This is a genomic window from Streptomyces sp. NPDC048434 (assembly GCF_043200375.1).
GTDB lineage: Bacteria > Actinomycetota > Actinomycetes > Streptomycetales > Streptomycetaceae > Streptomyces.
In genome coordinates this window covers 203,563-215,965 of record NZ_JBICXQ010000012.1, presented here as the reverse complement: position 1 = coordinate 215,965, position 12,403 = coordinate 203,563, and the positions used below count along the sequence as shown (strand labels likewise).

At 71.7% G+C, this 12,403-nt stretch carries 13 protein-coding genes; 10 read left to right on the top strand and 3 right to left on the bottom strand.

Annotated elements, in window-relative coordinates; genetic code table 11:
- Positions 1 to 56 precede the first annotated feature (56 nt).
- A complete protein-coding gene (locus tag ACGFWI_RS16845; protein WP_393906702.1) occupies positions 57 to 1,502 on the bottom strand; it encodes an NAD(P)H-quinone dehydrogenase in 1,446 nt (481 codons plus the stop codon).
- Between the two features lie 140 nt (positions 1,503 to 1,642).
- Between ACGFWI_RS16845 and ACGFWI_RS16840 the strand changes: the two genes are divergently transcribed.
- The 3 genes from ACGFWI_RS16840 (at position 1,643) to ACGFWI_RS16830 (ending at position 5,011) form a co-directional block, all read left to right on the top strand.
- The gene (locus tag ACGFWI_RS16840; protein ID WP_393906701.1) at positions 1,643 to 2,080 is read left to right on the top strand and encodes a gamma-glutamylcyclotransferase; all 438 of its coding nucleotides are present in this window, start codon (positions 1,643 to 1,645) and stop codon (positions 2,078 to 2,080) included.
- 145 nt (positions 2,081 to 2,225) lie between these two features.
- Positions 2,226 to 3,047 (top strand): purine-nucleoside phosphorylase, encoded by an 822-nt coding sequence (locus ACGFWI_RS16835; protein ID WP_393906700.1) that lies wholly within the window; start codon positions 2,226 to 2,228, stop codon positions 3,045 to 3,047.
- 272 nt (positions 3,048 to 3,319) lie between these two features.
- The gene (locus ACGFWI_RS16830) at positions 3,320 to 5,011 is read left to right on the top strand and encodes a phospho-sugar mutase (protein WP_393906699.1); all 1,692 of its coding nucleotides are present in this window, start codon (positions 3,320 to 3,322) and stop codon (positions 5,009 to 5,011) included.
- 141 nt (positions 5,012 to 5,152) lie between these two features.
- Here ACGFWI_RS16830 and ACGFWI_RS16825 read toward each other — a convergent pair whose 3' ends face one another.
- Positions 5,153 to 5,776 carry a PH domain-containing protein gene (locus ACGFWI_RS16825; protein ID WP_393906698.1) on the bottom strand — a complete coding sequence of 208 codons (624 nt, stop codon included), beginning with the start codon at positions 5,774 to 5,776 and terminating at the stop codon, positions 5,153 to 5,155.
- Positions 5,777 to 6,000: 224 nt separating this feature from the next.
- On the opposite strand from ACGFWI_RS16825, the gene deoC reads away from it, so the two are divergent.
- From deoC to ACGFWI_RS16790, 7 genes are all read left to right on the top strand, one after another.
- Positions 6,001 to 6,996, top strand: a complete 996-nt coding sequence (gene deoC, locus ACGFWI_RS16820) for a deoxyribose-phosphate aldolase (RefSeq protein ID WP_393906721.1) — start codon at positions 6,001 to 6,003, stop codon at positions 6,994 to 6,996.
- 7 nt (positions 6,997 to 7,003) lie between these two features.
- Entirely contained in the window at positions 7,004 to 8,455 is a 1,452-nt protein-coding gene (locus tag ACGFWI_RS16815; RefSeq protein WP_393906697.1) for an aldehyde dehydrogenase family protein, read from the top strand.
- Positions 8,455 to 9,321 carry an aldehyde dehydrogenase family protein gene (locus ACGFWI_RS16810; RefSeq protein ID WP_393906696.1) on the top strand — a complete coding sequence of 289 codons (867 nt, stop codon included), beginning with the start codon at positions 8,455 to 8,457 and terminating at the stop codon, positions 9,319 to 9,321. The genes ACGFWI_RS16815 and ACGFWI_RS16810 overlap by 1 nt, the downstream gene beginning before the upstream one ends.
- Before the next feature lie 143 nt (positions 9,322 to 9,464).
- Complete coding sequence (locus ACGFWI_RS16805) at positions 9,465 to 9,686, top strand: hypothetical protein (RefSeq protein WP_393906695.1); 222 nt, start codon at positions 9,465 to 9,467, stop codon at positions 9,684 to 9,686.
- Between the two features lie 104 nt (positions 9,687 to 9,790).
- Positions 9,791 to 10,486: a WXG100 family type VII secretion target gene (locus ACGFWI_RS16800; protein WP_393906694.1), complete on the top strand. Its 696-nt coding sequence runs from the start codon at positions 9,791 to 9,793 to the stop codon at positions 10,484 to 10,486.
- Positions 10,487 to 10,518: 32 nt separating this feature from the next.
- On the top strand, positions 10,519 to 11,190 hold the full coding sequence (locus ACGFWI_RS16795) for a hypothetical protein (protein ID WP_393906693.1): 672 nt from the start codon (positions 10,519 to 10,521) through the stop codon (positions 11,188 to 11,190).
- 4 nt (positions 11,191 to 11,194) lie between these two features.
- A complete protein-coding gene (locus ACGFWI_RS16790) occupies positions 11,195 to 11,890 on the top strand; it encodes a hypothetical protein (protein ID WP_393906692.1) in 696 nt (231 codons plus the stop codon).
- A gap of 75 nt (positions 11,891 to 11,965) precedes the next feature.
- Here ACGFWI_RS16790 and ACGFWI_RS16785 read toward each other — a convergent pair whose 3' ends face one another.
- The gene (locus tag ACGFWI_RS16785; protein ID WP_393906691.1) at positions 11,966 to 12,367 is read right to left on the bottom strand and encodes a hypothetical protein; all 402 of its coding nucleotides are present in this window, start codon (positions 12,365 to 12,367) and stop codon (positions 11,966 to 11,968) included.
- Positions 12,368 to 12,403 lie beyond the last annotated feature (36 nt).

The following is a 12,403-nucleotide window of genomic DNA, read 5'->3' as shown; positions in this document are numbered from 1 at the left end:
GCACAAAGATTTCAATCGCCCCGACCGCTGTCGTCCGTTTATCGCCTCATTGCCGGCTACTCGCCGGCCGTCTTGCGGATGTGCAGCTGGCGGGCGACCTCGGCGATCGAGCCGGACAGCGACGGGTAGACCGTGAAGGTGTTGGCGATCTGCTCGACGGTCAGATTGTTGTCGACCGCGATCGAGATGGGGTGGATCAGCTCGCTGGCGCGCGGGGAGACGACCACGCCGCCGACGACGATGCCGGTGCCGGGGCGGCAGAACAGCTTCACGAAGCCGTCGCGGATGCCCTGCATCTTGGCGCGCGGGTTGCGCAGCAGCGGGAGCTTCACGACCCGGGCATCGATCCTGCCGCTGTCGACGTCGGCCTGGGAGTAGCCGATGGTGGCGATCTCCGGGTCGGTGAAGACGTTCGCGGAGACGGTCTTGAGGTTCAGCGGCGTGACCGCGTCGCCGAGGAAGTGGTACATCGCGATCCGGCCCTGCATCGCGGCGACGGACGCCAGCGCGAAGACGCCGGTGCAGTCACCGGCCGCGTACACGCCCGGGGCGGTGGTACGGGAGACCTTGTCGGTCCAGACGTGACCGGATTCCTTGAGCTTGACGCCGGCCGCCTCCAGACCGATGTCCTCGGTGTTGGGGATGGAGCCGACCGCCATCAGGCAGTGCGTACCGGAGATCGTGCGGCCGTCGGCCAGGGTGACCTCAACGCGGTCGCCGACCCGTTTGGCGGACTGGGCTCGGGAGCGCGCCATGACGTTCATGCCGCGGCGGCGGAAGACGTCCTCCAGGACGGCGGCGGCGTCCGGGTCCTCGCCCGGCAGCACGCGGTCACGGGAGGAGACGAGGGTGACGCGGGAGCCGAGCGCCTGGTAGGCGCCGGCGAACTCGGCGCCGGTGACACCGGAACCGACCACGATCAGCTCTTCGGGCAGCTCGTCGAGGTCGTAGACCTGCGTCCAGTTCAGGATCCGCTCGCCGTCGGGGAGCGCGTCCGGGATCTCGCGGGGGTGCGCGCCGGTGGCGATCAGCACCGCGTCCGCGATCAGGCCCTCGGTCGTGCCGTCGGCGGCGGTGACGGTCACCTTGCGGGAGCCGTCCGGCGCCTGGCCCGGCTCCAGCCGGCCGCGGCCGCGCATGACCCGGCCGCCGGCCCGGGTCACCGACGCGGTGATGTCGTGCGACTGGGCGAGCGCGAGGCGCTTGACCCGTCGGTTGACCTTGCCCAGGTCGACGCCCACCACCCGGGCGGGCCGGTCCTTGTAAGGGGTGTCGTCCTCGACGATGATGCCGAGCTCTTCGTACGACGAATCGAAGGTGGTCATCACCTCGGCCGTGGCGATAAGAGTCTTCGACGGCACGCAGTCGGTCAGCACCGACGCCCCGCCCAGACCGTCGCAGTCGACGACGGTCACCTCCGCGCCGAGAGAGGCGGCCACCAGGGCCGCTTCGTATCCGCCGGGTCCGCCACCGATGATCACGATCCGAGTCACGTACTCCATTGTCCCGCACGCCCGTACGTCGCTCTCCCCCGGGGGCGGGCTGTGTCCCATACGGGCAACCGGCGTGCGCTCTGCCAGGCCTCTTGTGTGAACCTCCGGTACCACGAGCCCGACGGGCAACCTCCCGTACCCTCGGAACCATGTCGCTCTACGCCGCGTACGCCGGCAACCTCGACGCGCGGCTGATGTCCCGCCGCGCACCGCACTCGCCGCTGCGCGGCACCGGCTGGCTGGACGGCTGGCGGCTCACCTTCGGCGGCGAGCAGATGGGCTGGGAAGGCGCTCTGGCGACGGTCGTCGAGGACCCGGTCTCCCAGCTCTTCGTCGCGCTCTACGACATCGCGCCCATGGACGAGGAGTCCATGGACCGCTGGGAGGGCGTGGGTCTGGAGATCTACCGCCGGATGCGGGTGCGGGCACACACCCTCGACGGCGACGAGACCGCGTGGATCTATGTCCTCAACGGCTACGAGGGCGGGCTGCCGTCGGCCCGCTACCTGGGTGAGATCGCCGACGCCGCTGAGTCGGCGGGCGCACCGCACGACTATGTGATGGAGCTGCGCAAGCGGCCCTGCTGACGGGCGGCCCCGGCGGACGCACCGCCGTACGGGTGCCGCGACGCGCCCGGGGCGACACGTTTGGCGAAAGCCACAAGACAACGATCTCAGTACCGTGAGCAGAGACATCTACGCGCGTAGGGGATTACCGGCTACCCTCGTCCGCGTGAACGCATCTGTTACCCCGGACATCGCGCGCGACCCGCAGGGTGCCGCCGCCGACGCCGCCGCCCGTCTGCGCGAGCTGACCGGCGCCGAAACCCATGACGTGGCCCTTGTAATGGGCTCCGGCTGGGCGCCGGCCGCCGAGGCCCTGGGCGCGCCCGAGCACGAATTCCCCGTCACCGAACTGCCCGGCTTCCCGCCGCCGGCCGTCGCAGGACACGGCGGCGCGATCCGCTCGTACCGGGTCGGCGAAAAGCGGGCGCTGGTCTTCCTGGGCCGTACGCACTACTACGAGGGCCGTGGTGTCGCCGCGGTCGCGCACGGCGTCCGTACCGCCGTGGCGGCCGGCTGCAAGACCATCGTGCTCACCAACGGGTGCGGCGGTCTGCGCGAGGGCATGCGCCCCGGCCAGCCGGTCCTCATCAGCGACCACCTCAACCTGACCGCCACCTCCCCGATCGTCGGCGCGAACTTCGTCGATCTGACGGACCTGTACTCGCCGCGGCTGCGCGCGCTGTGCAAGGAGGTCGACCCGAGCCTGGAGGAGGGCGTCTACGCCCAGTTCCCCGGCCCGCACTACGAGACCCCGGCCGAGATCAAGATGATCCGGACGCTGGGCGCCGACCTGGTCGGTATGTCCACGGTCCTGGAGGCCATCGCGGCCCGTGAGGCCGGCGCCGAGGTGCTCGGGCTGTCCCTGGTGACGAACCTCGCGGCCGGCATGACGGGCGAGCCGCTCAACCACGAAGAGGTGCTGCAGGCCGGCCGCGACTCCGCGACCCGGATGGGCAGCCTGCTCGCCCAGGTGCTCGGCAAGCTCTGAGGCGTCCCGGCGCCCCAGGGCGATGACGGACGACGGCCACGGCGGGTGCGCGACACCCGCCGGGCCGCCCGCCGCCGTCACCACCGCACCGGCCCCGCCGCCGGCCGGTCCGCCGCGCGGCGCCGCCCCCCGTGCGCTGCCATCCAGTGGCATTGGCCGGTTCTGCGGCTCCCCCCACGCGCGTAATGGGTAGGCGTGACGAGCCGAGAGGGTCCTCCCCCGGCAGCTGCCCCCAGCGTGCCCCCATCCGCATTCACCGTCAGGAGCATCACGTGGCTACCGATCCCGCGGAGCTGATCAACCGGGCCCAGGCATGGCTGGCCGAGGACCCCGACCCGGAGACCCGGGAGGAGCTGTCCAAGCTCATCGAAGCCGCCGACGACGGCGAGATCGCCGCGGAGCTGGCCGCCCGGTTCGCCGGCACCCTCCAGTTCGGCACCGCCGGGCTGCGCGGGGAGCTGGGCGCGGGCCCGATGCGGATGAACCGCTCCGTGGTCATCCGGGCGGCGGCCGGTCTCGCCGCGTACCTCAAGGCGCAGGGCGACGGCGCGGGACTGGTCGTCATCGGCTACGACGCCCGCCACAAGAGCACCGACTTCGCCCGCGACACGGCGGCCGTGATGGTCGGCGCGGGCCTGCGCGCCGCGGTGCTGCCGCACCCGCTGCCGACCCCGGTCCTGGCCTTTGCGATAAGGCATCTGGGCGCGGTGGCCGGCGTCGAGGTCACCGCCAGCCACAACCCGCCGCGCGACAACGGCTACAAGGTCTACCTGGGCGACGGTTCACAGATCGTGCCGCCCGCCGACGGCGAGATCGCCGCCCGGATCGCCGCGGTCGGCCCGCTGGCCGGCGTACCGCGCCCCGAGGCCGGCTGGGACATCCTCGACGAGGCGGTCCTGAACGCCTATCTGGCGCGTACGGACGCGGTACTGACCCCCGGCTCCCCCCGGGACACGAAGGTCGTCTACACGCCGCTGCACGGCGTCGGCCGGGACACCCTCGTCGCCGCCTTCGCACGGGCCGGGTTCCCGGCCCCGACGGTCGTCGCCGAACAGGCCGAGCCGGACCCGGACTTCCCGACGGTCGCCTTCCCCAACCCGGAGGAGCCGGGCGCGATGGATCTCGCGTTCGCCACCGCCCGTGCCCAGGCCGCGGACGCCGACATCGTGATCGCCAACGACCCCGACGCGGACCGCTGCGCCGTCGCCGTCCCCGACCCCGGTACGCCGGACGGCTGGCGGATGCTGCGCGGCGACGAGGTCGGTGCGCTGCTCGCCGCCCATCTGGTGAGCAAGCACGCATCCGGCACCTTCGCGACGACCATCGTCTCCTCGCAGCTGATGTCCCGTATCGCGGCCGCCTCCGCGCTGCCGTACGAGGAGACGCTGACCGGCTTCAAGTGGCTGGCGCGGGTGGACGGCCTGCGGTACGCCTTCGAGGAGGCGCTCGGCTACTGCGTCGACCCGGAGGGCGTGCGCGACAAGGACGGCATCACCGCGGCGCTGCTGATCACCGAGCTGGCCGCGGAGCTCAAGCAGGCCGGGCGCACCCTCACCGACCTGCTCGACGACCTCGCACGGGAATTCGGGCTGCACGCCACCGACCAGCTCTCGGTCCGCGTCGAGGATCTGTCGCTGATCGCCGACGCCATGCGCACGCTGCGCGAGCAGCCGCCGACCGTACTGGCGGGCCTGTCCGTGACCCGGGCCGACGACCTGAACCGCGGCACGGAGACGCTGCCGCCGACCGACGGTCTGCGCTACTACCTCTCCGGTTCGCCGGCGGCCGGCATCGAGTCCGCCCGTGTGGTGGTCCGGCCCAGCGGCACCGAGCCCAAGCTCAAGTGCTACCTGGAGGTGGTGGTCCCGGTGGCCGCTGCCGGGGCACTGCCCGAGGCCCGGACGAAGGCCGCCGCGACGCTGGCGTCCCTCAAGCGGGACGTGTCGGCGGCGGCCGGGATCTGAGCGGCGGGGTGACGGGGCGCTGACGGGGCGCCGGCCGGCGCTTCAGCCGACGGGCCGCTCGGCACGGGCCGGCTGGGGCGCACCGCGCGCCCCGGGCCGTGCCCCTGCCCCGCCCCACCGGGTTCCCACGGCCACGAGCGCCTAGAGCGCCACCGTCACGGCCAGCCCGACCGCACCCACCAAGGCCGGCGCGATGATCGCGTACGCCCAGCGCACCACCGGCTCGCCCTGGGCACTTTCGCGGGCCGCGGCGCGCTCCTTGAGCTCGCGGAGTTCTTCGAGGGTCTGGTCGGCCACGGCGCGCGGCACCGGGCCGGCGTCCGCGTGCGGTCCGAAGCGGGCCGCGGACGTGGCGCCGCGCCCCGCCTGCCGACCGGCCTTCTTGCGCTGCCGCAGCGAGACCGGGATGGCCCACAGCTGGTACGTGCCGGCGCTGGTGACCACCTCGGTGGAGAACGCCGCCCGCAGCGTCTCCACCGCACCCCACGGCAGCGTGACCGTACGGAACGGATTGCGCACCGTCAGCCGGTCCTCGCCCGCCCTGACCAGCGGCCGCAGGGTGTAGGCGACCACCAGCGGCACACCGAGGAGCAGCGCGAAGACAGCCATGAGCTTGGTGTGCGAGGCGCCCCGCAGCAGCGCGTCGCCGCCGAGCCAGCCTCCGAGCAGGAGGAGGAGTACGCCGCCCGCGAGGGCCGCGGGCGAGCGGTAGCTGCGCTCCGCGTACTGCTGCTGGGGCGGGGTGGACCGGTCCTGGCTCGTCATGCCGCCGATTCTGCCTGACCGTCCGGATGCCGGACATTGCGTTACGGCATCATTCGGGCGCGCGGAGCGGAGCACCTCCGGACCCGGGTACGGTCGCGTCCGGCGCCTTGTACCGGCCGTATTGGCCCGTCGGCCCCCCTCTCACCCGGCCCCGCTCAGCCGGATTCGGACCGCCGGAGGGGATGACATGGCGCTACGCGCGTAGATATGCTCCCCTCGTGACCATGCCCATCACTGTTCCCGCATACGGCAAGGAAGCCGCGGGGCGTCTGGCGTCAATGGCGGACGTGACCGCCGACGACGGTGCGCTGCGCCGCTTCCTCCACGGCCTCCCCGGCGTCGACGCGGTCGGCCTCGAGGCCCGCGCCGCCACCCTCGGCACCCGCTCGATCAAGACGACGGCGAAGGCGTACGCCATCGATCTCGCCATCTCGATGATCGACCTGACGACCCTCGAAGGCGCGGACACCCCGGGCAAGGTCCGGGCGCTGTGCGCCAAGGGCGTCCACCCGGATCCCACGGACCGCACCGCGCCCAAGGTCGCGGCGATCTGCGTCTACCCGGACATGGTCGCCACGGCCAAGGCGGCGCTCGGCGACTCCGGTATTCATGTCGCGTCCGTCGCCACCGCGTTCCCCGCGGGCCGGGTCGCGCTGCCGGTCAAGCTCGCCGACACCCGTGACGCGGTCGCGGCCGGTGCCGACGAGATCGACATGGTGATCGACCGGGGCGCCTTCCTCTCCGGCCGCTACATGGCCGTCTTCGAGGAGATCAAGGCCGTCAAGGAGGCGTGCGCCCGCCCCGACGGAACGGCCGCCCACCTCAAGGTCATCTTCGAGACCGGCGAGCTCCAGACGTACGACAACGTCCGCCGGGTCTCCTGGCTCGCGATGCTCGCGGGCGCCGACTTCATCAAGACCTCGACCGGCAAGGTCGCCGTCAACGCCACCCCGCCGGTCACCCTCCTCATGCTGGAGGCGGTCCGTGACTTCCACGCCACGACCGGCGTCCAGGTCGGGGTGAAGCCGGCCGGCGGTATCCGTACGACCAAGGACGCGGTCAAGTACCTGGTCATGGTCAACGAGACGCTCGGCGAGCCCTGGCTGACCGCCGACTGGTTCCGCTTCGGCGCCTCCAGCCTCCTGAACGACCTGCTGATGCAGCGCCAGAAGCTCAGCACCGGCCGCTACTCCGGCCCCGACTACGTCACGGTGGACTGAGGCTCCCATGACCTTCGATTACGCACCCGCACCCGAGTCCCGCGCGGTCGTCGACATCGCGCCGTCCTACGGCCTGTTCATCGACGGCGAGTTCGCCCCGGCCTCCGACGGCAAGGTCTTCAAGACCGTCTCCCCGTCGACCGAGGAGGTCCTCTCCGAGGTCGCCCAGGCGAGCGCCGAGGACGTCGACCGCGCCGTGAAGGCCGCCCGTAAGGCCTTCGAGAAGTGGTCCGCGCTGCCCGGCGCCGAGCGCGCCAAGTACCTCTTCCGGATCGCCCGGATCATCCAGGAGCGCTCGCGCGAACTGGCCGTGCTGGAGTCGCTCGACAACGGCAAGCCGATCCGTGAGTCCCGGGACGCCGACCTGCCGCTGGTCGCCGCGCACTTCTTCTACTACGCGGGCTGGGCCGACAAGCTCGACCACGCGGGCTACGGCGCCGACCCCCGCCCGCTGGGCGTCGCCGGCCAGATCATCCCCTGGAACTTCCCGCTGCTGATGCTCGCGTGGAAGATCGCCCCGGCGCTGGCGACCGGCAACACGGTGGTCCTCAAGCCCGCCGAGACGACCCCGCTGTCCGCCCTGTTCTTCGCGGACATCTGCCGTCAGGCGGGCCTGCCGAAGGGCGTCGTCAACATCCTCACCGGCGACGGCTCCCCGGGGTCCGCGCTGGTCGCGCACCCCGACATCAACAAGGTGGCCTTCACCGGCTCCACCGAGGTCGGCAAGGCCATCGCCCGTACGGTCGCCGGCACGGACAAGAAGGTCACCCTCGAACTGGGCGGCAAGGCGGCGAACATCGTCTTCGACGACGCGCCGCTCGACCAGGCCGTCGAGGGCATCGTCAACGGGATCTTCTTCAACCAGGGGCACGTCTGCTGCGCGGGCTCGCGCCTCCTGGTCCAGGAGTCGGTCCAGGACGAGCTGCTGGACGCGCTCAAGCGCCGGATGCAGACCCTGCGCGTGGGCGACCCGCTCGACAAGAACACCGACATCGGCGCCATCAACTCCGCCGAACAGCTGGCCCGGATCACCGCGCTGGCCGACGCGGGCGAGGCCGAGGGCGCCGAGCGCTGGTCGCCGTCCTGCGAACTGCCCGCCTCCGGCTACTGGTTCGCCCCGACGCTGTTCACCGGCGTCACCCAGGCGCACCGCATCGCCCGCGAGGAGATCTTCGGCCCGGTGCTGTCCGTGCTGACCTTCCGCACCCCCGCGGAGGCCGTGGAGAAGGCCAACAACACCCCGTACGGGCTCTCCGCCGGCATCTGGACGGAGAAGGGCTCGCGGATGCTGTGGATGGCGAACAAGCTGCGCGCGGGCGTCATCTGGTCCAACACGTTCAACAAGTTCGACCCGGCCTCGCCCTTCGGCGGCTACAAGGAGTCGGGCTACGGCCGCGAGGGCGGCCGGCACGGTCTGGAGGCGTACCTCGCCCCGTCGAGCCCGAAGGGCGAGCGCTGATGAACACTGTTGACCGCTTGAGTGTGCTCAAGACCTACAAGCTGTACGTCGGGGGAAAGTTCCCCCGGTCCGAGAGCGGGCGGGTGTACGAGGTGACCGACTCCAAGGGCACATGGCTCGCCAACGCGCCGCTGGCCTCCCGTAAGGACGCCCGGGACGCGGTGGTCGCCGCCCGTAAGGCGTTCGGCGGCTGGTCGGGCGCCACGGCCTACAACCGCGGGCAGATCCTCTACCGCGTCGCCGAGATGCTGGAGGGCCGTCGGGACCAGTTCACCGCCGAGGTCGCCGCCGCCGAGGGCCTGTCGAAGGCGAAGGCCGCGGCCCAGGTGGACGCGGCGATCGACCGCTGGGTCTGGTACGCGGGCTGGTCCGACAAGGTCGCCCAGATCGCCGGCGGCGCCAACCCGGTGGCCGGGCCGTACTTCAACCTCTCCTCCCCCGAGCCGACCGGTGTGGCCGCGGTGCTGGCCCCGCAGGAGTCGTCGTTCCTCGGTCTGGTCTCGGTGATCGCCCCCGCGATCGTCACCGGCAACACGGTGGTCGTGGTGGCCGCCGAGGGGGCCCCGCTGCCCGCCCTGTCCCTGGCCGAGGTGCTCGCCACGTCCGACCTGCCGGGCGGTGTGGTCAACATCCTCTCGGGCCGTACCGCGGAGCTGGGCGCTCCGCTCGCCGCCCACCAGGACGTCAACGCCCTCGATCTCGCGGGCGCCGACGAGGGGTTGGCGAAGGAGCTGGAGACGGCCGCGGCCGACAACCTCAAGCGGGTGCTCCGCCCGGCGGCGGCGAACTGGACCGCCGACCCCGGCACCGGCCGTCTGCTGAGCTTCCTGGAGACGAAGACGGTGTGGCATCCGACGGGCGTTTAGGACTGCCCTGACGGTCTGATGATGCGCCGTCACCCATGCCCGTGTGGGGCCCCGCCTGACAAGGCGGGGCCCCACACAGTTGTCCGAACCTTTAACTACGATTGATCTTCAACGGCATCACGACAACATTTCGGGGGAGATCTGTGCCGGAGCAATTCAGCGCTGCTCAGGAAGCCTTGCACGCATTCGCCAGGAGTGCCGACCAGCGGGCCGAGAAGGTGCGGGCGATCCGCAGCAGTCTCGCCTCGCACTCCGTGCACCGCGAAGCCTTCGGCAAGCTTCCGGAATCGGAGGAGATCAGCAAGGACTACGAGGAACGCCAAGAGGACACCCTGGAAACCCTCGAGGACATCGCCACCTTGTAGGAGAAGATCAGCGAGGGCGTCACGACTACCGCGCAGTCCTACCAGGACAGCGATGACGAGACCGTCCAGGCATTGAACAGCGTGCACCACGGGGGTGGCGGCCGATGAGCGGGCCCGCATCGACAGCAGTCGGCGCCTACAACAAGGTCAACGACTGGATGAGCGGGATGAGCGGTCTCGTGGACGAGATCATGCGTCCGCTCGTCGAACCGCTCGCAGACCAGCTGGAGTTCGTGACCGGGGACCCCGAGACGCTCAAGGCAGCGGTCAAGCTGTGGCGTGACAAGGCGGACGAGCTCCGGGACGTCGTGGCCGATCAGCGGCGCGACCGGGCGGATCTTGCGCACGAGTGGACCGGCGAGTCCGCCGAGGCCTTCCAGCACAATCTCGCCGAGCTGGAAACCGCCATGGAGGCGGAAGCCCATGACATGGACGAGACGGCCAGGGTCCGCTTCACCGGCAATCCGGTGGGCGCCGCGGCGGGGGTCGCCATCGGCGACGACGTCGACGCCGCGGCCGAGAAGATCGACGAGGTGCTGACCGGCGACAAGTCCTCGTCCGACGGCGGTGGTCCGTCCTCTTCCGGGCACGGCGATGCCCACCTGCCGCCCGCGTCGGACTTCGCCGGGCCGCCCACCGCGCACGATCCGCCGGTGACCGGGTTCCCCACCAACCCGACGCCGGTGGCCCAGGACCCGCTCAGCCGCTACCGCGAACCCGCGGTCGAGCAGGATCCCCGTCTGGTCACCCGCCCGGCCGCCGCCCAGCAGCCGCGCGATCCCGACAATCCGTTCGACTGAGGGCGGATGTACGACGAAGGGGGCGGTGCCGGATGAGGCCGGACTATCGCGACTGTTTCCAGCCCTTTCTCCAGCCAGGGGAAAGGCTGATCGTCGCCTCGGACTACTGCGAAAACACGGCGCTGCCCTCCGTCCCCGCCCCACTGCGCACCCCTCGTACCCCGCCCCCACCGTCAGCGCTCGAACGGCGGGTACGGGGCGCGCTGGGGAGCGTTCTGGGCAAGGTGGGCCGTCCGCTTGAGGCCCTGGGCAACAGCCGGCTGACCAACAACCCGTTGACCCGGGCCGCCGACCGCGTCAGCGACCGGGTCGAGAATGCCGCGATCGACCTGGAGCACGTCGCCGACCGGGCGACCGAGCGGGCGATCTGGGGCACCGTCATGGACGGCGGCTGGCACAGCATGGCCGGGCGCTTCCTGGCCGATCTGACCAACGCGGGCGGCGAGCCCGAGCGTCAGGCGCTGACCGACCGCCGGCTGATCCTGCTCGTGAACCGCAACACGAGCTGGCGGAACCCCGCCCCGCAGTGGGATTTCGGTGTGGCGGTGCCCCGTACGAACATCGCCCGGGTCGCGGCACATCCGAAGGTCATCAGCCGGGGGCGGTTCGATGTCGCCTTCGTCGACGGCTCGTGGATCGCCCTGGGCAGCCTGTCGCGCGAGCGCATGGAGGGGTTCGTCGCCGCCTGGAACCGAGGAGAATGACCATATGCCGAAGACCGACCATGTCGCGCCCTGCCGCCGGTTCCTCCAACCCGGCGAGGAGCTGTGGGAGGCCCGGGACTACTCCGAGTACCCCGACCTCCCGCTCGTGCCCGCCCACCTCAGGGCGCCACGGAAGCGGTCGCCGCGCGCGAAGGGTCTCTTGGGGAAGCTGAGCGATGTCCTGGACAAGGCGTCGCAGCCGTCGGTCGGGAGGGCCGAGAGTCGGCCGTCCGGTGGCCGGCTGCTCGACAACGGGCTGGTCGACAACCGGCTGACGCGCGTGGCCGGAAACGTCGCGGAAACCCTGAACGAGGCCCCGGAGAACATCGAGGACGCCGTTGACGACGCCGCGAACCGCGCGCTGTTCGGCACGACCATGGAGGGCAGCTGGACCAGCATGGCCGGCCGGTTCCTCGTCCAGGTCACCAACGCGGGCGGCTCGCCCCGGCACCAAGCGATCACCGACCGCCGGCTGTTCGTGCTGACCGACCAGGCCACGGGGTGGCGGGAGCGCGAGCCCGAGCTGGAGGTCGCCGTGCAGATACAGCTCTCGAACATCGCGGAGCTGCGGCCCAGGCCGCGCATGACGTTCCCCCGCGGCCGCTTCGACCTGGTCTTCGTCGACGGCTCGTGGCTGGCGCTGTGTTGTTCGTTCCAGGAGGACATGCAGGCGATGGTCACGGCCTTCCAGGGGCGCTGACCCGGACGGCATGGCGGCGGGCGCGACCGGTCCCGGCGGCCGAGGGCCGCCGGGGCAGCGCCCGCCGCGCCGGCCTCACCCCGGCAGCACCCTCGTCACCGTCCCCACCAGCGGCAGGTCCTGGAGCGCGCCGCCGTTCGAGAGGGCGCCGGTCAGCAGCGTCGTGCCCACCGGCTTGAAGTCGGCGATCTGGGTGCTGACCGCGTTGGCCAGCGGGTCGACTGGCGTGTTGGCCAGCGGGTCCACCTGGAGGTTCTTGACCGGGCCGAGGCCGCCGGCCGCGGAGTTCAGCACTGCGCCGGTCAGCGCCGAGGCCGTGGCGCCGGTGTCGGTGCTGCGTTCCGCGGACGCGGGGGCGGCGGACGCCGTTGCCGCACCGCCCGCCGCGATCGCGGCACCGGCCGCGGAGATCACCAGCCCCGCCCGCAGCAAAGTGCGCGGAACGCGGCTGGGCTTGGGACGTGCATGGGAGGGCATGGGCACCTGCCTGGGGATCGAAGGGGTCGAAGCGCT